Source organism: Parabacteroides sp. KHUB-01 (assembly GCF_056640935.1).
Window position 1 is genome coordinate 1,018,186 of sequence record NZ_CM153256.1, and the last position, 24,909, is coordinate 1,043,094.

General features: G+C 36.1%; 15 protein-coding genes. 7 read left to right on the forward strand and 8 right to left on the reverse strand.

Annotated elements, in window-relative coordinates:
- Nucleotides 1-60 precede the first annotated feature (60 nt).
- Together ACYIAR_RS04650 and ACYIAR_RS04655 are read right to left on the reverse strand one after the other, a co-directional pair.
- Nucleotides 61-921, reverse strand: a complete 861-nt coding sequence (locus ACYIAR_RS04650; protein WP_480332397.1) for a sigma-70 family RNA polymerase sigma factor — start codon at nucleotides 919-921, stop codon at nucleotides 61-63.
- A gap of 298 nt (nucleotides 922-1,219) precedes the next feature.
- Nucleotides 1,220-2,779, reverse strand: a complete 1,560-nt coding sequence (locus ACYIAR_RS04655; RefSeq protein ID WP_480332399.1) for a Do family serine endopeptidase — start codon at nucleotides 2,777-2,779, stop codon at nucleotides 1,220-1,222.
- A gap of 300 nt (nucleotides 2,780-3,079) precedes the next feature.
- Between ACYIAR_RS04655 and ACYIAR_RS04660 the strand changes: the two genes are divergently transcribed.
- The 7 genes from ACYIAR_RS04660 to ACYIAR_RS04690 all read left to right on the forward strand — a co-directional run bounded on the left by ACYIAR_RS04660 (nucleotide 3,080) and on the right by ACYIAR_RS04690 (nucleotide 17,357).
- Entirely contained in the window at nucleotides 3,080-4,039 is a 960-nt protein-coding gene (locus ACYIAR_RS04660; protein WP_480333556.1) for a bile acid:sodium symporter, read from the forward strand.
- Nucleotides 4,040-4,125: 86 nt separating this feature from the next.
- On the forward strand, nucleotides 4,126-6,789 hold the full coding sequence (locus ACYIAR_RS04665; RefSeq protein ID WP_480332401.1) for a TonB-dependent receptor: 2,664 nt from the start codon (nucleotides 4,126-4,128) through the stop codon (nucleotides 6,787-6,789).
- Between the two features lie 100 nt (nucleotides 6,790-6,889).
- Entirely contained in the window at nucleotides 6,890-8,275 is a 1,386-nt protein-coding gene (locus tag ACYIAR_RS04670; protein ID WP_480332402.1) for a hypothetical protein, read from the forward strand.
- 30 nt (nucleotides 8,276-8,305) lie between these two features.
- Nucleotides 8,306-9,325 carry a metallophosphoesterase gene (locus ACYIAR_RS04675; RefSeq protein WP_480332404.1) on the forward strand — a complete coding sequence of 340 codons (1,020 nt, stop codon included), beginning with the start codon at nucleotides 8,306-8,308 and terminating at the stop codon, nucleotides 9,323-9,325.
- A gap of 789 nt (nucleotides 9,326-10,114) precedes the next feature.
- Complete coding sequence (locus ACYIAR_RS04680) at nucleotides 10,115-13,369, forward strand: SusC/RagA family TonB-linked outer membrane protein (RefSeq protein WP_480332406.1); 3,255 nt, start codon at nucleotides 10,115-10,117, stop codon at nucleotides 13,367-13,369.
- Nucleotides 13,370-13,382: 13 nt separating this feature from the next.
- The gene (locus tag ACYIAR_RS04685) at nucleotides 13,383-15,146 is read left to right on the forward strand and encodes a RagB/SusD family nutrient uptake outer membrane protein (protein WP_480332408.1); all 1,764 of its coding nucleotides are present in this window, start codon (nucleotides 13,383-13,385) and stop codon (nucleotides 15,144-15,146) included.
- An 882-nt stretch (nucleotides 15,147-16,028) separates the two neighbouring features.
- Nucleotides 16,029-17,357, forward strand: coding sequence for a sigma-54-dependent transcriptional regulator (locus ACYIAR_RS04690; RefSeq protein ID WP_480332410.1), 1,329 nt, complete (start codon nucleotides 16,029-16,031; stop codon nucleotides 17,355-17,357).
- Between the two features lie 81 nt (nucleotides 17,358-17,438).
- Here ACYIAR_RS04690 and ACYIAR_RS04695 read toward each other — a convergent pair whose 3' ends face one another.
- The 6 genes from ACYIAR_RS04695 to kdpF all read right to left on the reverse strand — a co-directional run bounded on the left by ACYIAR_RS04695 (nucleotide 17,439) and on the right by kdpF (nucleotide 24,776).
- Nucleotides 17,439-18,893: a HAMP domain-containing sensor histidine kinase gene (locus ACYIAR_RS04695; RefSeq protein ID WP_480332412.1), complete on the reverse strand. Its 1,455-nt coding sequence runs from the start codon at nucleotides 18,891-18,893 to the stop codon at nucleotides 17,439-17,441.
- An 11-nt stretch (nucleotides 18,894-18,904) separates the two neighbouring features.
- Nucleotides 18,905-20,032: a sensor protein KdpD gene (locus ACYIAR_RS04700; RefSeq protein ID WP_480332414.1), complete on the reverse strand. Its 1,128-nt coding sequence runs from the start codon at nucleotides 20,030-20,032 to the stop codon at nucleotides 18,905-18,907.
- A gap of 171 nt (nucleotides 20,033-20,203) precedes the next feature.
- Nucleotides 20,204-20,791, reverse strand: coding sequence for a K(+)-transporting ATPase subunit C (locus ACYIAR_RS04705; protein WP_480332416.1), 588 nt, complete (start codon nucleotides 20,789-20,791; stop codon nucleotides 20,204-20,206).
- A gap of 18 nt (nucleotides 20,792-20,809) precedes the next feature.
- The gene (gene kdpB, locus ACYIAR_RS04710; RefSeq protein ID WP_480332418.1) at nucleotides 20,810-22,846 is read right to left on the reverse strand and encodes a potassium-transporting ATPase subunit KdpB; all 2,037 of its coding nucleotides are present in this window, start codon (nucleotides 22,844-22,846) and stop codon (nucleotides 20,810-20,812) included.
- 92 nt (nucleotides 22,847-22,938) lie between these two features.
- Nucleotides 22,939-24,645, reverse strand: coding sequence for a potassium-transporting ATPase subunit KdpA (kdpA, locus tag ACYIAR_RS04715; RefSeq protein WP_480332420.1), 1,707 nt, complete (start codon nucleotides 24,643-24,645; stop codon nucleotides 22,939-22,941).
- Nucleotides 24,646-24,695: 50 nt separating this feature from the next.
- Nucleotides 24,696-24,776, reverse strand: coding sequence for a K(+)-transporting ATPase subunit F (gene kdpF, locus ACYIAR_RS04720; protein WP_480333558.1), 81 nt, complete (start codon nucleotides 24,774-24,776; stop codon nucleotides 24,696-24,698).
- Between the last annotated feature and the right edge of the window lie 133 nt (nucleotides 24,777-24,909).

Genomic DNA, 24,909 nt, shown 5'->3' on the forward strand with positions numbered 1-24,909 from the left:
CACAATAACAGAGAAGAAAGCCTAATAATTCTTTCAAAAAACACTCTTTTTCACAAAGAGTTAACCTAAATAAGATTTCAAAAGCTTGCTACGAGTACCTTGTCTTAATCTTCTGATTGCTTTTTCCTTGATCTGGCGGACGCGCTCACGTGTGAGTCCGAATTTGTCGCCAATCTCTTCCAATGTCATCTCCTGACAGCCAATACCGAAAAACATTTTGATAATTTCGCATTCTCTTTCGGTCAGTGTAGCAAGTGCTCTATCAATTTCCTTCGCCAATGATTCGTTCATTAACGATCGGTCAGCAATTGGAGCATCATCGTTCACAAGCACATCCAGCAAACTGTTGTCTTCGCCTTCAACAAAAGGAGCATCAACTGAGATATGACGTCCTGAAACTTTCAAAGTATCGGAAATCTTATCTACAGGGATTTCCAATTCATCTGCCAATTCCTCTGGAGACGGACGACGTTCGTTTTCCTGCTCAAATTTAGAGAACGCCTTACTGATTTTGTTAAGCGAACCTACCTGATTCAAAGGCAAGCGAACAATACGAGACTGCTCTGCCAAAGCTTGCAGGATTGACTGACGAATCCACCATACAGCATAGGAAATAAACTTAAAACCACGAGTTTCATCAAACTTCTCAGCAGCTTTAATCAGACCTAAGTTTCCTTCGTTAATCAAGTCTGGCAAACTTAATCCCTGATTCTGATACTGTTTAGCCACAGATACTACGAAACGCAAGTTGGCTCTTGTCAACTTCTCTAACGCTCTACGGTCACCTCTTTTGATGGCCTGTGCCAATTCAACTTCCTCTTCTACAGTAATAAGATCTTCACGACCGATTTCCTGAAGATACTTATCCAAAGAAGCGCTTTCGCGATTGGTAATGGACTTAGTTATCTTTAATTGTCTCATCCAACGATTTTATTGAAAAATACAGGTTGCAAAATTAACTATTTTCTGATAAAGAGAACAAGCTGAACAGAATATATGTTCAGCTTGTTCTAATCTTTTAACAAAAATTTAGTCTAAATCTACAAATGATATAGCTACAACTTAAAAACCATCACAATATTAAGTCGAATTATAACAGTTTAAAATATTTCATAAGTTTCGCAAGTTGCTCAACTTGCAAGTTAACACTTGGAAAAACTCTTGTCAACTTGTTTTATCTTCTCAACAGAAAGTTAAGATTGCGAAACTTGAATAATATTTATTCTGCCAAATCAATTGCATAATATTTAGTTCGTCCGTTAGGGTAAAAACCTTTGATAAATAAGCCCTGATCTTCAGAACGTCCTTGCAAAGCATTTTCAACTATCTTTTCGAAATCTTCAGGAGTCTTTATTCTCTGATTATTTACAACCATAATTATAAAGCCTTTCTTGATTCCTGCATCTTTCAATTTTCCGCTTGTAAGTCCTGTAACCTCAATACCATAGCTTACACCTAGTTCACGTTTTTCCTTATCTGACAATGCTTTGAAAGCTGCACCCATCATTTCTGTACCATCTGTCTTTTCTACAACTTTAGTACTTCCCTGTGCATTTTTCAACTCAACAGTGAAAACTTTTTCTGTTCCTTTTCTGTTGACTTTAACCTGAACTTTATCACCAGGACGATATTTACTAATCTGTTCCTGAAGGGCATTTGCATTTTTAACTTTGACATCATTTATCGCGATAATAACATCGCCTCTTTCCAAACCAGCTTCCTTAGCAGAACTGCGTTCAGCAAAATCACTTACACATGCACCTTCTGAGACTTTAACCATTTCCTTAAGCTCTTTTATATCTTTTTCCAAGTCTTCAGGAAGGTTCGGATAACTTAGCATATCATCCAAATCACCAACGCTACGCATCATAACCCCCAGTACAGCTCTCTGAACTGTTCCATACTGCTTCAAGTCGTTTGCTACTTTTCCTGCGATACTGATTGGAACTGCAAATGAATATCCTGCAAAGTTTCCTGTTTCAGAATAAATAGCAGTATTGATACCAACCAGTTCACCTTTAGTATTCACCAATGCTCCACCACTGTTCCCCGGATTCACAGCAGCATCTGTCTGAATAAATGATTCAATTTTAGTTTTATCACCACCAACAGAAATACCACGACCTTTAGCACTAACAATACCTGCAGTTACTGTTGAAGTAAGATTAAACGGGTTACCTACAGCTAAAACCCACTCCCCAACTTTCAGTTTTTCAGAATTTCCGAAAGGTATTGTCGGAAGATTTTCTGCTTCAATCTTAATCAAAGCTATATCTGTTGAAGGGTCTGTTCCTATAAGTTTAGCAGCAAATTTACGGTTATCATTCAATGTTACTTCAAGTTCATCTGCTCCTTCAACCACATGATTATTTGTTATAATGTATCCATCTGTTGAAATTATAACACCGGAACCAGAACCAACTTTTGGCTGAGGTGTAGGACGCTGGAAATTTCCACGACCGCCGAAACCAAAGAAATATTCAAAAGGATCAAAATAACCTTCACCACCAGATGATGAACGAGCATTTGTTGTTGCCTTAATATGAACTACACCATGAACAGCACTCTCTGCTGCCATAGTAAAGTCTGTATTTTCTGCTGCAACAGCTGAATAACCAACCGTACGAACCGGTTGCTTAAATGTATTTTCAAACTCACCTGTACTTACGACCTCAGTATTTTTCTGTTGCATCAAATAAGAACTAGTTCCTATTGCTGCACCTGAACTGATTGCAGCCACGACTACAACCATTGCTACATTTTTCCAAATTCGTTTCATACTTTATTTGTTTTTAAAATGTTTTCTATCAAAAATTCTTGTTTTATCTTTTCACACCGGCAAATTAATATCAAAATCTACTGATTTAACTATTTTCCAACTCATTTTTTATCACTTTTAACGGCACTATAAATATGCTTAACCGCACTTAACAGTACTTGGCTATACAAAGTACCTTTTTTAACAGTCTGCTAAACCAGATATGATGAATAAGGAATAACAATAAAAAATAGCTTTACAGATAATATATAAGATAAAAAACTCTTTACTTTGCACTGTCTAAACGCAAAACAAAAATACATTATGCTCACTTTCCTAAAAAATTGGACACTGCCTATAGCCATGTTATTTGGTACGTTTGTATATCTAATATTTGCAAACACTGTATGTCTTAATCCTATAAAACCTGCAGTCTATAAAGTAATAGAATATGCAACACCTTTTCTTATTTTTGCACAATTGCTACTTACATTCTGTAAAGTAAACCCCAAAGGATTAATACCTACAAAATGGCATTTATGGCTGCTGATATTCCAGCTACTGACATGTTTGATTGTTGCTGCTGCAATAATTGTACTGCCAGTCAGTCAATCTTTGAGATATATTCTTGAAGGTGCAATGGTTTGTCTGATTTGCCCAACAGCTACAGCTGCTGCTGTAATTACAGGTAAATTAGGAGGAAATGTATCAGGACTTACCACATATACTCTACTATCAAATATTTTAGCTGCTATTATTGTCCCATTGGTATTTCCTTTGATGGAAACACACAACGATATGGAATTCATTACAGCATTCCTACGTATATTAAGTAAAGTATTCCCATTATTACTTCTTCCTTTTATAATGGCAATATTATTACGAATACTTGTCCCTAAAGCCCATAAATGGTTATTTGAACATTCTGGAATAGCATTCTATCTTTGGGGAATAGCATTGGCAATCGTCAGTGGTCAGACTGTGCGTTCTCTGTTAAATGCTGATGCATCTATTTCTGCAGAAATAGGTTTATGCCTTGCAGGATTAATAACATGCTGCATCCAGTTTTATATAGGTAAAAGAATCGGTACTGCATATGGAGACCGCATCAGTGCCGGACAAGCACTTGGACAGAAGAACACAGTCCTTGCCATATGGATGGCATATACATATCTTAATCCACTCTCTTCTGTTGCTCCGGGAAGCTATGTATTATGGCAAAACACCTTCAACAGTTGGCAGCTTTGGAAAAAAAGGAAGGCAGAAAAAAGCCAATCATAATTGTAACAGATTTGTAAAACAATCGTATTATAAGCGTAATTCAGACACCATACTTTTGCAGGCGAAAAATGAATTACAGCTTATATATGAAATCATTATTATTTCCGTTTATTATTACAACATTATATGCCGGAGCTATAAATGCAGCGACATTTAAAGGAAAAGTTAAAGACGCAAAAACAGGAGAAGAATTAATAGGAGCTACAATTTTTGTCAAAGAAGATCCAACTATTGGCTCTGTAACAGGATTAGATGGTTCTTTCATTTTAAATAAAATTCCAAACAACAAAAAAGTGACTCTTGTTTGCAGTTACTTGAGTTATCATACAATTGAAAAAGTAGTAAATACACAAACAACAGAAGATATTCTTTTTAATCTGGAATCTGAGTCACAAAATATTGGTGAAGTAACAATTATTGCACATAACCCAGGAAAAACAGAAGCCGGTGCGCGTGGCATTGAAAAACAATCAATGAATGTTGTAAACGTAATGAGTGCCAAAGCCATTGAACTTTCACCAGATATAACAGTTGCAAATGTTATACAACGAATGTCAGGTGTTACTATTGAGAGAAATAGTAGTGGCGAAGGACAATATGCAATACTTCGCGGTATGGATAAACGTTACAACTATACATTAATAAACGGAGTAAAAATACCTAGCCCAGACAATAAAAACAGATTTGTGCCATTGGATATTTTCCCTTCAGAAATGCTGGACAGACTTGAGGTTTCAAAATCTCTTACAGCAAATATGGAAGGAGACGGTATCGGTGGTGCTGTGAATCTTATAATGAAAGATGCTCCATCCGAAAGACAAATCACTGCAAACCTTTCAACTGGATACAACTCAATGTATTTCGGCAGAGATTTCCAGTCTTTCAATAAAAGAGGCATTACCAAGCAATCACCTTATGAAGCTCAAGGCAAACCGGAAGACTACAAGGTAAGTTCCAATGATTTCAGTAATTCAAATATGAAAATGAAATGGAACGCTCCTCTTCCAGATTTGACAGCCGGAGTTTCATATGGTGACAGATTCTTTGACGACAAACTTGGTGTGATGATAGCAGGAAGCTACATGAATACTTACAGAGGTAAAGAAAGTATGCTCTACTATCAGCCGGGAACTTCACACAACGGTATCGAATACCGTAACTATTCTTCACAACAGACAAGAAGCGGTGCACACTTAAAGCTGGATTACCATTTAAACGAAAAGAATAAATTCACATGGTATAACGGATATATGGATATGCAGGAAGCAGAAGTCAGAGACGGAGAAGATGACAAAGAGCGTTCTGTCAGAATGAAATGGAATCATCAGTATATCATTAACTCCACATTAAAAGGCGAGCATCACTTTTTGAGCAACAACGCCTTGAAATTAAACTGGTCTGCTGTTATATCTAAAGCATACAACGAAACTCCGGACAATACCGAAATTTTCATGCAGGGTTCACACATACAAACATCAAACGCTGCAACCAGAAGATGGGAACATAACTCCGACAAAGACAAAGCCGCTTACGTTGATTTATCTTACAAGCACAATATCGACAGCCAGTCTTTTTGGGATTTCTCCGTCGGTGGTATGTTCAGAGATAAGAAAAGAGACAGCTTTTTCAACGAATATACTTTTGATTCTGCAACAGGCACAAAAGACCCACAATATTTAGGTGAAGACTGGAACAACTTTGACGAAATTCTTCTGGAACCTCGTCCATACGGAAATATTGGCGACCCGTTGAATTATGACGCAACCGAGCAGATTGGAGCTGGTTATGGTATGGTTAAATATACTTCCGGCAAATGGGAATTGACTGCCGGTGTTCGTGTGGAACATACAAACCAAGGATATGTACTGAAATTTGCCCGCGATGTTGACCCTGAAGGCAAACAGATATATACAGACATTCTCCCAAGTTTCCATGCAAAAAGAGAAATTCATAAGAATGCCAACGTAAGATTCTCTTATGCTCGTTCAATAAACAGACCTAGCTTTTTCGAAATTGTTCCTTACAGCATAATCAATGAAGACTACAAGGAAAAAGGTAATCCTGATCTAAAGCATACAGTAGCCGACAATATTGATTTGAGATATGAATTTTTCCCTAAAACATCTGAACAAATCATGGTTGGTCTGTTCTATAAAAGATTGATTAACCCTATTGAATACGGATTGCTGAACGAAGGCCAGGACACTTATTATAAACCTATGAACTTCGGTAACGCAAACAACCTTGGTGTTGAAGTTGACGTTCTTAAATATTTCAACTGGTTTGGTATAAAAGCCAATTATACTTATACACATTCCAGAATTACAACTGACAAGAGACTTATGGATGGCTCAGAAGTAACATCATGCAAACAAAGCAGACCTTTGTTCGGTCAGGCAGCTCACGTTGCAAATCTGTCTCTCTTGTTCAAGGAAAGCAAATATAAATGGGAAGGTCAGATTGCAATGAGTTACACAGGCAAACGCTTAAGCGACATTTCCAACTGGTTTGATGATGATATTTGGGAAGCTGGATATGCGCAGCTTGATGCTTCGCTTGAAAAGAGTTTCAAAAACGGCATAAGCATTTATGCAAAAGCATCCAACCTTCTTGACACTCCCCTATTACGTTTTATACAAAAAGGTCCGCATACTGAAAATGTAAATTACGACAGATACAACGGAAACGTAATTGAAAGAAAAGAATGGCACGGACAGTCCATTATGTTAGGTATAAGATATAAATTGTAATTGACAAGGTTTCAGAGACAAGTTGACAAGGCAAAACAGATTGGATTTGAATTCTATTTTGAAATAAAATATTGAATAAACTATAAAACTATTTTTCATCATGAAATTTAATTATTATCTAATCAGCGCAGCTATTGCTTCAATGACATTGGCTGCTTGCAGTAACGACGATTTATTGGATGACAACAATCAAAACAATCAGGAACCGGATGAACAGCCATCAGTTGAATCTGTAGAAGGCGAAGTTTCTGGTACTTGGGAAGCTAATTCTGTTATTAATGTATCAGGACACATTGTTGTTCCGGAAGGTGAATCTCTGACAATTGAAGAAGGTGTTCAGATTATTTTTGACGATAAAGGAGTTGGAACAAACCATACACCAATTGAATTTACTGTTGACGGAAATCTTTACTGCGAAGGTACAGCAGAAAATCCTGTATTATTCTCAGTAGCAGAAGAAGACAGAACAAGCGATAACATTTTCAAAGGTCTTTGGGGCGGTATTGTAGCATCTGAGAAATGTGCTGAAATGGTTATCGACCATGCAATTATCGAATATACTGGCGGACAGGTTATCGAAGGTTCACCTGCTGCAACTAACGGAATCTACACTGCTGGTGATGATGCTTATCCTCAGATTACAACAAACAACATCAATGGTAAATACGTTATTACAAACTCTATTATCAGAAATGGATGGTCTGACGGTATATATATGATGGGCGGCCAGGCTATCATCGCAAACAATACTTTTGCAGCAAACGGATATGACGGCGCAGAAGCTGTCAATGTTAAAGCCGGATGCCAGGTTGATATTGCCGGAAACATCATGTTCAGCCCTAACACTAACGGATTGAAATTGTCAAGTTCAGGTCAAAGCGAAAACAGAAAACAGGCTAAAATACAAGCTTACAACAACACAATCATCAATTCAGGATGGAGAAGAGACGGAGAAAAAGGTGGTTGCGTTTATGTTGAAAAGAATGCATTGGCAAACGTATTCAACAACCTTATTGTAAATGCAAAATTCCGTGCCATGACTCCAAGCTTCGACATACCTAACGACCCGGAAGAAGGTTACGACAATAAATCTGTTATCGACTACAACTTCTATGCTTCAGGTAGCCAGAAGAGTGATATTATCTTTACAGAAGAAAGTGGTGTTGCTTATGCTTGGGAAGGATACAATTTCGAACACGAAGATTACAACCAGGGTGTAGTTGACGCAAACAGTGTAATAGCTACAGAAAAAGATTTGAAAGACCCTATGTTTGTAAATTACGATGTAAACGGAGTTGGACTTACTGAATATGTATATGATTCAAGCTGGGATTTCCACTTAAAATCAGGTTCACTTGCATTGAATGGAGCATATAATGGAACTGAAGCTTTCGCTACTCCTCTATTCGTTAACGGACTGACAGTAAACGGTAAGACTTATAATTTTCCTGCAGTTCAGAACTACTACGGAGCTTACGGCGAATAATATACAACAATTTTACTTGATTGAAACACAATGAACCGACGCACATATCTACAAGCAATATCTGCTTTGTTTGCAACTGCCACACTTGGCAGTTGCACCACAAGCAGCAACAAAGAAGAAAAGGCTATTAATAGAGCAGAAAAAGCTGATACACTTTACAATAATAGCACAAACATCAGCAAGCTACCTCAGATTCCGGAGGACAATCTTAATTTTTATCTTGTAAGTGACCTTGGAAGAAACGGCTACTACAAACAGAAAAACGTAGCTGAAACAATGGGTAACATTGCAGAAAAAATAGATATCGAATTCATCATTGCCGCTGGCGATACACATCATTTCAACGGCGTGGCTAGCACTCAAGATCCATTATGGATGACAAACTATGAGTTAGTTTACAGTCATCCGGAACTAATGCTCGACTGGTTTGCCATAAATGGTAACCATGAATATAGAGGTAATACTCAAGCTGTTCAGGATTATAGTAAAATAAGCAGAAGATGGATTGCCCCGGCAAGATATTACAGCAAATTGTTTGAAGCCGGAGAAAATGAATCTCTCGAAATTTTCTTCATCGACACAACTCCGCTAATCAGCAAATACAGAGAAAAAACAGAAAAATATGCTGATGCTGCAAAACAAAGCAAAGAGCAGCAAATTCAATGGCTTGAAAAATCACTAAGTGCATCAAAAGCTAAATGGAAACTAGTGGTTGGTCACCATCCTTTGTATGCATTCACTCAGAAATCAGATACTGAACGCCAGGATATGAGAGATGCAATAGAAAGCATTCTTGAAAAGTATAATGTCGACATGTATCTATGCGGACATATACACAACTTCCAGCATATAAAACCGGCAGGAAGCAAGGTTGAATATCTTGTTAACTCTTCCGGATCTCTTGCCAGAAAAGTTGAATCTATCGATGGAACTCAGTATTGCAGTGACAAAGAAGGCTTCACTCTGTTTTCTGTCAACGACAACGAATTGTCATTCTATTTGATGGATAGCGAAGGTAACAGCATATATCAATATGCTATAAAAAAATAAACCTTGGGAGTTATAGGGAGTTATTGTAATTAAAAGCCAATATTGTTGACAAGACCTATGGGCTTTTAATATATTTGCTATGCATAGTGCATAACATTAACTCCATATAACTCCTTTTTTATATTATAAGAGTTGACAAGAGAACAAGTTTAAAATGTTCCAGCCCAATATTTATTAATGAAAAACTTTTACCATATATTATGAAAATATTTTTTCATCTATGTGAAATTTTTGTTCCATATATTATGAAAAAAGTTTTCCAGCCCACAAAAATTTCTTGAAAATATAATACACTAATTAATAATACTTTAACCAAATACAAAATCTTTAGTAAGTATTCGATATTAATTTTATATTTAAAGGTTGACAGAAGGTTTGTTTTTACAAAATATCTACAATGTAATCTTCACACAATTGTAACCCCATATAAATACTTTTATAATATCAACCCATTAGTTTTGCAGTGTACAAAAGAAAAGACGTTATTTCATAACAAAAATACACGAGGAAGTGAGGCTGTTTACATTAACCTTGAAGCGCTACAAGATTAGCCTAAACGGCCCTTCCTCTCTAGGAAATTGAAAAGGAATTGTGCAAATTTCGACACAGGACAGATAGAAAAAGAATCATATTCTCTCTATTTGTCCTGTTTTTTTTATTATCAATCAACCCTTTACAAGATGTAACAAATATGTAATAATTTATAAACACTTTTATAATATTAAGAATATTACTTTGCACCAGCTAAGGCAAAAAACTATAATAAACAAAAATTAATTAGTCGAACAAATGGAATTATCTAGTAAACTTCTCCGTATGACCGGAGTTCTCTGTGTTGCAGGAACACTACAAGGCGTACCTTCTATTTTGGCCTCTGTTCCTAACACGATTCCTAGCATTGCACAACAAAATGACACTTACACACTAACCGGTACAGTGCTTGATCAAAATGGAATACCAGTAATTGGTGCAAACGTTATTGAAAAAGGAACTACTAACGGAACTGTTACAGACTTTGACGGAAACTTCTCAATACAAGTCAATAAAAACTCTGTACTTACAGTATCTTTCATCGGTTATGTTTCACAAGAAGTAGCTGTAAAAGGTGGAAACAAACTGAATATTACTCTTAAAGAAGATTCACAGGCTTTGGACGAAGTCGTTGTTGTAGGTTATGGTACTCAGAAGAAAGTAAACTTGACTGGTGCTGTTGAACAGGTAACAAGCGAAGTGTTCGACAACCGTTCTGTCCCAAACGTGACACAGGCTCTTCAAGGTTCTATTCCTAACTTGAACATCAACATTACTGATGGTAAGCCGACACGTACAGCTAGCTTCAACGTCCGCGGTACAACTTCTATCGGTCAGGGTGGTGATGCTTTGGTTTTGATTGACGGTGTTGAAGGCGACCCTTCAATGCTTAACCCAAATGATATTGCCAGCGTATCAGTGTTGAAGGATGCAGCTTCAGCAGCTATCTACGGTGCTCGTGGTACATTTGGTGTAGTGTTGATTACTACTAAAGAACCTAACAAAGACAAAACTTCTATTACATATTCCGGAAACTTCTCATTGCAGCGTCCGGCAACAACTCCAAACTTCGTGACAGATGGTTATGAATATGCAAGTCACTTCTATGAAGCATACAATGCATGGAACAACTATTCAGCCGATCCTAAGAATATCAACAAAACTCAGGAGTTCTCACTTGGCTGGTTGGATGAATTCAAGAGAAGAAAAGAAGCTGGAATTACTGATGAATGGGCTATCGACCCGGCAACTGGTAAGTATATTTACTATGGTAATACAGACTACTATGGCGAATTGTATAAGAAGAACACATTCGCTCAGGATCATAATCTTTCAGTAAGTGGTAACAATGGTAAATTGAATTACTACGTTTCAGGTCGTTTCTATGGTTATGATGGTTTGTTCAAATACAATACTGATGACTATAAGACAATGAACCTTCGTGCTAAAGGTTCAATCCAGGTATTCGACTGGTTGAAGATTGAAAACAATATGGAATTCTCAAATATGGATTACCATAACCCGATGAACGTTGGTGAAGGTGGTTCTATTTGGAGAAATATTGCTGATGAAGGACACCCAAGTTCACCAATTTATAACCCTGATGGAACTTTCACACATTCTGCAGCTTATACAATAGGAGATTTCATTTATGGTAAAAATGGAATTGATTCTAAAAACCGTATATTGAGAAATACTACTAGTTTTACAACTTCTTTTTTAGAAAACAAGTTGCATGTTCGTGGTGATTTTACTTTCCGAAATTTAGATAGGTCTCAAACACAACGCCGTGTAGCTGTCCCTTATAGTACTACAGAAGGAGTGATTAGTTATTTGAGTACTAAATATAATGATTTGCAGGAATATAAAAGGGAAACTAATTATATAGCTACTAATATATATGCAGATTATGAGGATACATTTAATGATGCACACTATTTTAAAGGAATGGTTGGTTATAATTATGAACAATCAACTAGTAATGGTTTAAAGGTCCTTCGTAATGGTTTGCTTTTCGAAGATTCTGAAAATATCAATATGGCACTTGGAGATGCTATCACAACTTCAGGAGAATATAACAGATGGAGAGTTGCCGGTGGTTTCTTCCGTTTCAACTATGCTTTCAAAGACAGATATTTGGTTGAAGTAAACGGACGTTATGACGGTTCTTCTAAGTTCCCGGTTGACCAGCAGTGGGCATTCTTCCCTTCAATTTCCGGAGGTTGGCGTCTTTCTGAAGAAGCATTCTGGAATGTAAAACCTGAAGTTCTTTCTGATATCAAGATTCGTGCTTCTTATGGTTCGCTTGGTAATGGTAATGTCTCTCCATATAGTTATATGGAACTTTTAGGAATTTCTACATCTGGTAGAGTTTTAAATGGGTTGAAAAATAAGTATACTAGTGCTCCAGGAGTTATGCCTGACGGTTTGACTTGGGAAACTGCAACAACAACAGACATAGGTGCTGATTTCGGCACTCTTAATGGACGCCTTCGTTTCTCAGGAGACTATTACATCCGTAAAACAACCGACATGTACACTGTAGGTGAAACTTTGCCTGATATCTTCGGTGCTACATCTCCTAAAGGTAACTATGCAGACATGACAACTCGTGGTTGGGAAATAACATTGACTTGGCGCGACCAGTTCCAGTTGGCAGACAAACCTTTCAACTACGAAATCCGCGGTACTTTGTCTGACTATATTTCAACAATCGACCGCTACAACAATAAAGACGGTAAATTGTCTGACTACTATGCAGGACAGCGTGTAGGTGAAATCTGGGGTTATGTAACAGAAGGTTTGTTCCAGAGCCAGGAAGAAATCGACAATCATGCTGACCAGACATTGATTCAGTCTTCTTCTCAGCGTGTAACTTATCCAGGTGACGTTAAAATCAAGGATTTGAACGGTGACGGTGTTATCGATTATGGACAGAATACAGTTGATGACCATGGTGACAAAACAATTATAGGTAACAGTTTGCCAAGATTTGCATATAGCGTTAATTTAAGTGCAAATTGGAATAATTTCTTCTTCTCTGCATTCTTCCAGGGTGTAGGTCGCCAACATTGGTATCCAAGTAACGAATGTATTTTCTGGGGACAGTATAACCGCCCATATAACAACTTGCCGGAATGGCACCTTGACAACTACTGGACAGAAGATAATCGTGATGCTTATCTTCCAAGATATGCTGGTTATAATTCTTCAATAAAATCAACACCTCAGACTCGTTATTTACAGAATGCTGCATATATAAGATTGAAGAACCTTCAGTTGGGATACAACTTGCCACAAACTGTAACTTCTAAACTTCGCATGCAGAATGCACGTGTTTATATTTCAGCGGAAAACTTGTGGTGTTGGTCTCCTCTTTACAAACTTACAAGAGATTTAGATGTAACAAATATAAGTGGTTCAGACCCAGATTTGACAAATGGAAAAAGTGGTGATGGCCACAGTTATCCACAGATGACGAGTGTCAGTTTAGGCGTTTCATTAACATTTTAATTGATTAAAAACAATGAAAAAGATAATAATTCCTTTTATAACAGCATGTGTTCTCCTTTCTTCTTGCTCAATGGATGAAACTCCACAAGCTTCAGTTGATAAAGAGACAGTTTTCAATACAGAAAGTGGTTTGACAACTTATTCATACTCTTTCTATAATATGCTCCCTTCTGTAACAAGCGGATATAATATGGATGCAATGTGTGACTATGGCGCAGTTACTAACTATAATGATTTTATCCGTAAAGGTGCTTATTCTGCAGAATTAAGTTCAGGATGGAGTTGGGGTGATTTAAGAAATATAAATTATTTTATCGAGAACTGTACAAGTGAAGCTATCGACGAAGAGGTAAGAAACAACTACATTGGTTTGGCTCGTTTCTTTCGTGCATACTTTTACTTTAATAAGGTGGTTCGTTTCGGTGATGTACCTTGGGTTGACAGAACTCTGACTGTTGATGATGAATTGCTTTATGCTCCACGTGACCCACGTACAGTTGTAATGGACCATATTTTGGAAGATTTGAATTTTGCATGTGAAAATATAACGCGTAAGGAAGATAAAACAGGTTCACTTGTTACAAAATGGGTTGCTTACGCATTGAAATCAAGAATCTGTTTGTTTGAAGGAACTTTCCGTAAATATCACACAGAACTAGGTCTTGTTGATTCGGCCAACAAATGGTTACAGGAAGCTGCATCTGCTGCAGAGACAGTAATGAAAGAAAGCGGTCATTCAATTTATACAGGAGGAGGTGTGGATTTGTCTATGCGAGAGCTGTTTATTAGTACAACACCTATCACATCTGAAGTTATGCTAGCAAGCGTTGCTGACGAAGGCCTTGGTGTTCTTGGTTCTGCAAATTGGTGGTGGACTTCGGGCACATATGGCCCAAGATTCAGTATGATTCGTTCTTTTGTAAATCTGTTCCTGATGAAAGACGGTACACCGTTTACAGATAAGCCAAATCACGAAAAGATTGAATTCTATGAAGAATGTCAGAACCGTGATGCACGTCTTGCTCAGACAATCAGAACTCCGGGTTATATGCGTGACGGACGACCTGCTGCTCCAAATTTCAATGGATATTCTTATACAGGTTACCAGCCTATAAAATACACATTGGATGATTCTAAATATGATGCAGGACAACTTAATATAAATTCAATACCTTTATTCCGCTATGCAGAAGTATTATTGAATTATGCTGAAGCAAAAGCAGAAATGGGAATTTTGACTGACAGCGACTGGGCTGCTACTGTAGGAGTTCTGCGTTCACGTGCAGGTATTACAGGCGGTTTGACTTCAAAACCGACAAAAGTCGATAAGTATATTCAGGAAACATATTTCCCGGAAATATCAGACCCAACAATCCTTGAAGTTCGCCGCGAACGTTCAATAGAGCTTGCACTTGAAGGATTCCGTTTCAATGACCTTCTTCGCTGGAAGCGTGGAGAATTGATGATGATGCGTTGGACGGGTATTTATATTCCTGAATTGAATAAAGAAATGGACTTGGATCATGACGGAACAACAGATGTTATCTTCTATAAAGGTGAAAAACCGGCAAACATCTCAACTAGCTGTACTCCGATTGCTGTTGACGGTGGAGATGTAACACGTCAGGGTATTACTGGCAGTACTTCCGGTAACCTTACATGGTATGATAATGACCCATCACGTGTTTGGTATGAAGATGGCAGACAGTATTATTATCCTGTACCTCAGTCTGCAATCAATCTTAACACTAATCTGAGCCAGAATCCGGGTTGGTAATAAACTATTATACTAAATATTTCGTCATTTAATAAAAGGTTCGGACTCGACTATATTTGAGTTCGGACCTTTTTATTTATATAAAAACACAAAAATGACATTCTGTCATCTTAACTTTACAAGAATCTAATATTTCCATACTAATAAAAGAAAACACAAACAGATGACACTCTCAGAGAGTTAAGGTTTGACAATTAGTAAGTCAATACAAGCAATTTGCTACGACAGAAAATATCCATCACATTCATTTCTTATTATCAAGTAAAAATGTAAGCATAATAAATTTACTGCAAACAAAACGCCATTTTATTTTTGATCAGTAAAATCATCATTCCTGATCAAAAAAACATGTTTTTACGGGCTAAACTCTCTGAAAAAACATGATTTTCGGAGTAAAATATCATGTGTTAAAAAAATGATTGTAATGTCTTCAACCAATCATTGCAATCTTTACAGTAAATCATTTAGAAGACTCCATGAAGTCATTGTAATCTTTTCCCCAAATCATTGCAATGATTTTTTTAAACAATGTAAATCAACGGACAAATTAGTAGAATTTAACATTTTAAGCAATGGTTTTCGTATAAAAAATCACTGGTCAATATGTCATTTTGACATGATGATTAAGCTTATTTATTTCAAATATTTTCCCTATCAACAATACTGAATATTCAATTCCAATGTATGTTTATTTCGTATGATTGTCCCCTTTTCAGAAAGAAATTTTACCTTTGTAATAAAGATAAAGAGTTATTTTAAAGCATTAGAAATATGGTGATACAGAACAGTCTGACTTTTCATATTCATTGCCAGTTTTTATGCATATTTTATCGAATATGTTGATAATCAACCTGCCTGATTACAACAATTATAATCTTAGATATGGTACAAATTTTAATAATAGATGACGAAGAGCCTATCCGTAAATTATTAGCTCGAATCATAGAATTAGAAGGTTATAAAGTATCTACAGCAAGTTGTTGTAGTAATGCTGTGCAACAACTACGGAAACAACAATTTGATGTTATTCTGTGCGATGTATTTTTACCTGATGGAAATGGAGTTGATTTTATTTTCGATATAAAAAAATACAATAATGATGCAGCAATAATACTGCTAACTGCACATGGCAATATACAAGATGGAGTACAAGCTATCAAAAATGGAGCTTTTGACTATATTACCAAGGGAGATGATAACCGTAAAATTATTCCTACAATAAGTCGTGCAGTCGATGAAACAGAAAAAAAGAAAGGTAAAAAATCTTCCTATGTAATATATTCTTTTGATTCCATTATCGGAAAATCAAAAGAGCTTAAACAAGCAATAACACTAGCTCAGAAAGTTTCAAAAACAGATGCCGCAGTATTACTTACCGGAGAAACGGGTACTGGAAAAGAAGTTTTTGCTCATGCCATACATCAGGCCAGTGAAAGAGCCGAGCAGCCTATTGTTGATATAAATTGTTCAGCTTTTAGTAAAGACTTGTTGGAAAGTGAATTGTTTGGTTATAAGGCTGGAGCTTTTACTGGTGCATTAAAGGATAAAAAAGGATTATTTGAAGTAGCCAACCATGGAACCGTATTCTTAGATGAAATAGGAGAAATGGCTTTTGACCTTCAGGCAAGACTTTTACGTGTTTTGGAAACAGGAGAATATATAAAAATAGGTGATACAAAACCTACAAAGGTAGATGTCAGAATTATATCAGCAACAAATAGGGATTTAAAGAAAGAAATAGAAATTGGTAATTTCCGTGAAGATTTATATTTCCGTTTATCCGTTTTTCAGATAAACTTACCTCCGTTGCGAGATAGAAAAGATGATATTGAAAGTCTGTCATATATGTTCTTGGATAAGTTTGCCAATAAACTTAAAAAGAAAATTACCGGTATAACACCGGAAGTACTCAATATATTAAAAAATGCCGAATGGAAAGGCAATGTTAGAGAACTCAGAAATGTTATAGAAAGATGTTCTATTGTATGCGAAGAACAAATAACCTTTGAAGATTTACCTTTGGATTTACAAAGATGTAAATCAGAAATTTCACCCATGAAAGATAATTTTGAACTGGCAGAAATCGAACGAATGCATATTATCAAAGTATTACAATATACCAATGGTAATAAAACAGAAACAGCTCGTCTATTAAAAATAGGACTGGCAACTCTTTATCGTAAGATTGAAGCATATAAAATAAATGTATAAGAACAAAAATAACCGTTTATAAGCAATTCTCAGATATGCTTATAAACGGTTTTATACTGTGATAATAATTAACAAAACCGATTATGATTTTAAACGTAATGTAAAACAACTTCCTTTTCCAACTTCACTTTCTACGGTCAAAGTACCACCATGAGCCTCTACGAAATCTTTTGAAATTGATAATCCTAGTCCACTACCCTGAACTTTTGTACCAGGAACACGGAAATAATGATCAAAAATACTCTGATGATAACGTGGATCTATACCTTTACCAAAATCACGAACATACATTTCTATATAATTATCATCCGTTTGACGGACACCAATAATAATACGGCCATTTTCAGGAGAATAACGAATTGCATTCGAAAGTAAATTTGTCAATACCCAAGCTATTTTTTCACTGTCAACAAATAATTTACCTATTTTATTTTCCGGGTACTGTACTTCAATTTGTATATTGAACTTTTCAGCTTGTACCCGATTGGCTTTTATAGCATATTCTATCAATTCTATTGGTTTTGTAATACGTGGCTTAAGCTGCAACTTTCCAGATTCAACTTGCGTCATATTAAGTAGTTCACCAGTAATATTCAGTAAACGTTCACTATTATCCTGAATACTTTGCGCTAATTCTTTTTGTTCATCATTCAAATCACCAATTCGACTGTCTTCAAGCAGTTGCAAACTCATCATAATTGCAGAAATAGGAGTTTTCAACTCATGTGATATTGTAGAGATAAAGGTAGTCTTGGCTGAATCTAGTTCCTTAAACTCTGTAATATTTTTAAGCATAATAACATATCCCTCATTTATAGGGCCTGAACTATTATTACCAGATTTATTAATTTGCATATATTTCATTTGGAAATAACTTTCCTTATTGTCGGCATATATTTTTAAAGGTTCTGTTTTACTAACTTTATCTTCTTTTTGAGAGTCCATAAGTTCACGTATGAGTCTTCTTAACAAATCATTTCTCAAAGAAATATCCTGAGCTGGTTTTTGTAATACATCCTCACGTTTTAAATTAAGTACGTTCAAAGCCTCATCATTTATAAATAAAATTATCAACTCATTATTCAAGCCTATAATAGGTTCTTTTACACTATTAATAATTGTTTCCATATAGTTTTTTGCTGCCTTTATTTGAGCCAGTGTACTTGAGTGATAATCTGATAATCGTTTTGCCATTCTATTAAAGTTTTCTGAAACTTCTATAAATTCATGACTTTCCAGATTTAATCTACAATCATAATTGTGGTTAGCTATATCTTTAATTCCATCTATAATTTTTTTGATTGGTTTATTAAAATAAGAAGGAAGTACAGCCAACATGAAAATACCTATTACAATACAAAAACCTCCAATCGTTGATATCCAAAGCAAAGCTCGTTGTAGCCCAGGACCCGCAGCAGGGCTATTGGGTTCTGTAGCAGTCAAAATTTGCAAGTTTACAATAGATAGTGAAACCAAAAGTACTATCATAGCAACAAGTACTCCTATGACCAGTGTCAATTTTGTTTTAATATTCATAAGCACAATTTTTATTGTGGAAAGATAATCAATTTTATATCCATTTCTGATAGACTTTTAAGAAAATATCTGTAACGATGTATTTTAAAAATCTTACATAAGTTTAATGCAGGCTGCCCTATACAAACTGTTGTAATATGACGTTCGTGACAAACATCAATAATAGTCTGTACAACATCTGACGAAGCAACTTGTACCAATTCACCGCCCAATTCCGTTACAAGCTTAAAATGATTTAACAAATGTCTCTGAGCAGACAAACTTATCTTATCAGGACTTTCTGAAGGTGTTTGAACATATAAAGCCAGGAAATCATTATTATATCGAGACGCAAGTCGTGCGGTACGACGTATGATATGTCTAGGAGTCTTTTCATTACTGCTTATACATGCAAGAAATAACTCTCTATGAATAATTTTTTCTTCTGATATTACTTCTGTTTCAACTTTTTTTTCGACTCTAAATGCAACCTCTTTAAGAGCTAATTCTCGTAACTGAAGAATATTTTCCGTTTTGAAAAAATTACTAAGAGCTGTTTGTATTTTCTCTGTTTTATATATTTTTCCAGCTTTTAAGCGATTAATAAGTTCCTCGGCAGTCAAATCTATATTTACAACCTCATCTGCTTCCTCTAAAACTTTATCAGGAATACGTTCTTTTACTTCAATTCCAGCAATACCTTTAATATCCTCATTTAAACTTTCAATATGTTGAATATTAACAGCCGATATGACATTAATTCCAGCCTCTAAAAGATCCATTACGTCCTGCCAACGTTTTTCATTTCGGCAACCATCAACATTGGTATGTGCAAGTTCATCAACGATTACCAACTCTGGATGTAACAGAAGGATAGCATCTAAATCCATTTCTTCAAGCTCTTTTCCTTTGTAAAATATTTTCTTACGAGGAATAACTGGTAATCCTTTTAGCTGTACTTCTGTTCCTGCACGTCCATGAGTCTCAACATAACCAATCTGTACATCAATTCCGTTATCCAACATTTCATGGGCCTCCTGCAACATCTTATATGTTTTACCAACACCGGCTATCATTCCGATATATATTTTAAAAACGCCTCTTTGTGAGCGCTTAATAAGATTCAAGAAATGACGTACACTTTCTTCTTTATTTGCCATTATTCTTATACATTTATATTCTGTATTAAGTTTGTAAGCTCAAAATGATTTTAATATTTTATATTAATAATCAGTCCAATCTACAAACAATAGTCCTAAGTTTAAGCTGGAGATAGCAATATCCTACACTCTCTCCCATTACTGCAATTAATGTTTTTATAATCAATTCTGCTATTTATCCATAGTTGGATTAGCATTTTCCATTGCTACATTAAGTTTTAAGACATTAATTTTAGCAGGACCGAATATTCCTAATAATGGCTTTTCTATCATACTGTCAACGATAGCTTTAACATTTGCCTCTTTCATTCCTCTAGCTTTTGCAACTCGCTTTATCTGTACATACGCACATTCAGGAGTTATATCAGGATCAAGACCTGAAGCACTTGCTGTTACCATTTCAGCAGGAACATCTTCTCGTTTCAAATAGGGGTGATAAAACAGAAATGTATCAATACTTGCTTCCACCTCTGCAAGATATTCCTCATTGGTAACACCCTTGTTGCTGCCTGCGGAGCTTGTACCATCGTATCCGTCGCCCGCACATGAAGGTCTGCCCCAGAAAAATATATCTTTAGTAAAGACTTGCCCTACATTTGCTACTCCAACAACTTTACCATTGAGCTTTACCGTTTCTGCATTGCCACCTTCACCGGGTGCTGCGAACTGTGCGAAAATCCATAATACCAATATATAACATACCGAAAAAAATACACAGAATACCAATGTGATTCGAATTGATTTCATTAAATTTTTCATAACTGTTTCTTGATTTTATTAGAAGAATAATCCAACAAATAAGTCTATTAATTTAATACCAACAAATGGAGCTATAATACCACCTACACCGTAAATGAGCAGGTTACGACGAAGTAATGCGCTTGCACCTATAGGTTTGTATTCAACACCTTTAAGAGCCAAAGGTATCAAAATAGGTATTATGATAGCATTGAATATGATAGCGGAAAGAATTGCACTTTCAGGACTATGTAACCCCATAATATTTAGTGCTTCCAACTGTGGTACGGAAACCATAAATAATGCAGGTATTATAGCGAAGTACTTAGCAACATCGTTTGCAATAGAGAATGTAGTAAGTGTTCCACGAGTCATAAGCAGCTGTTTACCGATCTCAACAATTTCAATAAGTTTTGTCGGATCATTGTCCAGGTCAACCATATTGCCGGCTTCCTTTGCAGCCTGAGTACCACTGTTCATTGCCACACCAACATTAGCCTGTGCTAGAGCCGGTGCATCGTTTGTTCCGTCACCCATCATAGCAACCAGTTTACCTGCAGCCTGTTCCTTTCTGATATAATTCATCTTATCTTCCGGTTTGGCTTCCGCAATAAAATCATCGACACCAGCTTTTTCAGCAATATACTTTGCTGTAAGTGGATTATCACCTGTTACCATAACTGTTTTAACTCCCATCTTACGTAAGCGCTCAAAACGTTCCCTGATACCAGGTTTAATAATATCTTGCAACTCTATTACTCCAGCTATTTCCTTATTGATACATACAACCAACGGAGTACCGCCATTGCTGGTAATTCGCTTTATAATTTCCTCTGTTTCTTTAGGAAATTCATGTCCAGCTTCGTTCACAATATTTCGAATTGCATCAAATGCCCCTTTTCTGATCTGAGTACCATCCTTTAAGTTTATTCCTGAACATTTTGTCTCAGCCGTAAACTTGATCATATGAGCTCCTTCTGTGTTCAAATTACGCATACGTAACCCTTGTTCACGTCCTAACTCTATAATAGATTTTCCTTCCGGTGTATCATCAGAAGCAGAAGACAACATGCAAGCCTCTATAAAACTACGTTTGTCGAGACCTGTAACAGGATAAAAATCTGTAGCTTTACGGTTACCAATAGTTATGGTTCCAGTCTTGTCCAAAAGGAGTGTATCTACATCACCAGCCGTTTCAACAGCTTTACCTGATTTAGTGATTACATTTGCCCGTAATGCACGATCCATTCCGGCAATACCAATTGCAGAAAGTAAACCGCCAATTGTTGTAGGTATCAAACAAACGAAAAGTGAAAGGAATGCAGCAATAGTAATAACAGTGTTGGAATAGTCTGCCATAGGTTTAAGAGTGATGCAAACAACAAGAAATACCAAAGTAAAAACTGCTAAAAGAATAGTAAGAGCTATCTCATTCGGAGTTTTCTGACGACTTGCTCCTTCAACTAATGAAATCATTTTATCCAGGAAACTTTCGCCAGGTTGAGTTGTTACAACTACCTTAATATGGTCTGAAAGAACTTTAGTTCCACCTGTTACAGAACTCTTGTCTCCACCAGACTCACGAATTACAGGAGCTGATTCACCAGTGATGGCACTTTCATCTATTGAAGCAAGCCCCTCTATTATTTCACCATCAGCTGGAATAACATCACCTGCTTCACATACAAATATATCTCCTTTTTTAAGTTGCGAGCTATTTACAATTTTTATCTTGTCATTGACAATAAGTTTAGCAGGTGTTTCTTCTCGGGTTTTACGCAAGCTGTCAGCCTGAGCCTTACCGCGAGCTTCAGCTATAGCCTCAGCAAAGTTGGCGAACAATAATGTCAGAAAAAGTATTATAAATACCCATAGGTTATAGACAAATGAACCTTGTGATGTGCTGAATGCAGAATATACAGTTACGAACAACATAATCAATGTTGAAACTTCGACAGTGAACATGATAGGGTTCTTAATCATTATTTTCGGATTCAGTTTTACAAATGACTGTTTCAGACTTTCTATAACCTGATCCTTTTGAAACAGTGATGTATTTTGACTTTTTGAATTCATATCATAAAATTTTAGTATTTAGATTGATTAAAGAACAAACTCCTTTTTGTAATACACTTATACTGCCAGTCTACTACAATATTATTTTTTATTTACAATGAAAAATGTTCAGCAATTGTACTTAAAGCCTGTGCAGGGAAGAATGACAATGCTGCAACTATTAATATAACCGCAAATGTCATCACTCCAAAAGTTACTGTATCTGTTTTAAGAGTTCCGGCACTTTCCGGTATATACTTTTTTTGTGCCAACATACCTGCTATAGCTACCTGACCGATAATAGGTATAAACCGACTCAATATTAATACAATACCACACGACACATTCCAAAACCAAGTATTATCACCAAGTCCCTCAAAACCTGAACCATTATTTGCAGCACAAGAAGTAAACTCATATAACATTTCTCCAAGTCCGTGAAAACCAGGATTATTCAACCATCCTCCTTCTCTTTCCACAAATACAGGAGCATGAACATAAAGATATGCAGCAAGAGCAGTTCCTACAAGTATCACAAAAGGGTGAAGAAGTGCTACTATCGAAGCTATCTTCATTTCTTTTGCCTCGACTTTGTGACACATAAATTCCGGAGTACGTCCTACCATCAATCCACTTATGAATACTGCTATAATAATGAATGTAAAGTAGTTCATCCAACCTACTCCAACACCACCAAACCATGCATTAATCTGCATATTTAGCATTTCAATCATACCGGATAACGGCATTGTAGAATCATGCATACCATTTACAGAGCCATTAGATGTAACAGTTGTAACAACACTCCAAAGTCCTGTTGCACCGGCACCGAAACGAACCTCCTTACCTTCCATAGCTCCACCGTCCTGTGCTATGCCCATTGAATCAATTCTAGGGTTACCACTCATTTCCTGAGATACATTAACACATACACCTACAAGAAATGCAACAAACATTACGCCAAATATGCTATAACCTAACCTTTTACGGTTTACATAGAAACCAAAAGCAAAGACCATAGCCATTGGAATAATAAGAATGGAGCAACATTCTGTTATGTTAGACAAATAAGTAGGATTTTCAAGTGGATGTGAAGAGTTTACACCATAATAACCACCCCCATTAGTACCTAACTGCTTAATAGGAACAATTGCTGCAACAGGACCTTGTGATATACTTTGTACATTTCCTTCTAGTGTGTTTATCTCCATCTTTCCATCAAATCCCATTGGAATACCTTGTGAGATAAGTATAAAGCCAACCACAAGCGATAAAGGAAGAAGAATTCGGGTACAGCTCAATACGAGATACTTCCAAAAGTTTCCGATAGTTTGAGTTGTTTTTTCGCCAAGTGCTTTCATTACACCAGCCATTGCGGCCATACCTGTAGCTGCAGTTATAAACTGGAACAACATAATAACAAACAATTGTGTGAAATATGTAAGATTGGTTTCACCACTATAGTGTTGTTCATTACAGTTTACCATAAAAGAAATACAAGTATTGAATGCCTGATCTACTGTCTGACCGATGTTTCCATCAGGATTCAGAGGCAAATAACCTTGTACAACAAGAAGAATTATTCCCCATACAAACCAAAATGCATTTACAACAAGCAAAGCTCTCAAAAACTGTTTCCAGTTCATTTCTTCTTCCGGGTTAATTCCAGAAAGCCGGAAGATTAAACTTTCTATCGGCTTCATGAAGTCACTCCAAACCTTTTTACCTTTATAAACTTTTGCTATATATTTTCCTAATGGATAACTCAACACTACCATTAGAACTATTTGCGCTATGACACCTAATATTTCTGTATTCATACTTTAATACTTTTTAGCAGACAGTCTTAATACATTGTCAACTCATTTATTCAAAACTTTTCCGGTTTAACCAAAACATACAATAAATAGCCAAACATTATAAGGCTTACAATAAACAATACTGTATACATACTTTTCACCCTTTCATTTTAAATGTTTTCAAACCAATCAATACACTTCTCAAATAACACAAAGCAGCTCATACCCATCAGTACGCAGACTGCAAAACCAATTGTAAATAGTTCCATAATTTTTATATTTAAA

What these genes read in the sequence shown, in the direction of transcription:
- ACYIAR_RS04680 (WP_480332406.1), top strand. Translation starts at nt 10,115, where the DNA reads ATGGAATTATCTAGTAAACTTCTCCGTATGACCGGAGTTCTCTGTGTT.
- ACYIAR_RS04700 (WP_480332414.1), bottom strand. Translation starts at nt 20,032, where the DNA reads ATGGCAAATAAAGAAGAAAGTGTACGTCATTTCTTGAATCTTATTAAG.
- ACYIAR_RS04705 (WP_480332416.1), bottom strand. Translation starts at nt 20,791, where the DNA reads ATGAAAAATTTAATGAAATCAATTCGAATCACATTGGTATTCTGTGTA.
- ACYIAR_RS04695 (WP_480332412.1), bottom strand. Translation starts at nt 18,893, where the DNA reads ATGAATATTAAAACAAAATTGACACTGGTCATAGGAGTACTTGTTGCT.
- kdpB (WP_480332418.1), bottom strand. Translation starts at nt 22,846, where the DNA reads ATGAATTCAAAAAGTCAAAATACATCACTGTTTCAAAAGGATCAGGTT.
- kdpA (WP_480332420.1), bottom strand. Translation starts at nt 24,645, where the DNA reads ATGAATACAGAAATATTAGGTGTCATAGCGCAAATAGTTCTAATGGTA.
- ACYIAR_RS04665 (WP_480332401.1), top strand. Translation starts at nt 4,126, where the DNA reads ATGAAATCATTATTATTTCCGTTTATTATTACAACATTATATGCCGGA.
- ACYIAR_RS04670 (WP_480332402.1), top strand. Translation starts at nt 6,890, where the DNA reads ATGAAATTTAATTATTATCTAATCAGCGCAGCTATTGCTTCAATGACA.
- ACYIAR_RS04690 (WP_480332410.1), top strand. Translation starts at nt 16,029, where the DNA reads ATGGTACAAATTTTAATAATAGATGACGAAGAGCCTATCCGTAAATTA.
- ACYIAR_RS04655 (WP_480332399.1), bottom strand. Translation starts at nt 2,779, where the DNA reads ATGAAACGAATTTGGAAAAATGTAGCAATGGTTGTAGTCGTGGCTGCA.
- ACYIAR_RS04675 (WP_480332404.1), top strand. Translation starts at nt 8,306, where the DNA reads ATGAACCGACGCACATATCTACAAGCAATATCTGCTTTGTTTGCAACT.
- kdpF (WP_480333558.1), bottom strand. Translation starts at nt 24,776, where the DNA reads ATGTATACAGTATTGTTTATTGTAAGCCTTATAATGTTTGGCTATTTA.
- ACYIAR_RS04650 (WP_480332397.1), bottom strand. Translation starts at nt 921, where the DNA reads ATGAGACAATTAAAGATAACTAAGTCCATTACCAATCGCGAAAGCGCT.
- ACYIAR_RS04685 (WP_480332408.1), top strand. Translation starts at nt 13,383, where the DNA reads ATGAAAAAGATAATAATTCCTTTTATAACAGCATGTGTTCTCCTTTCT.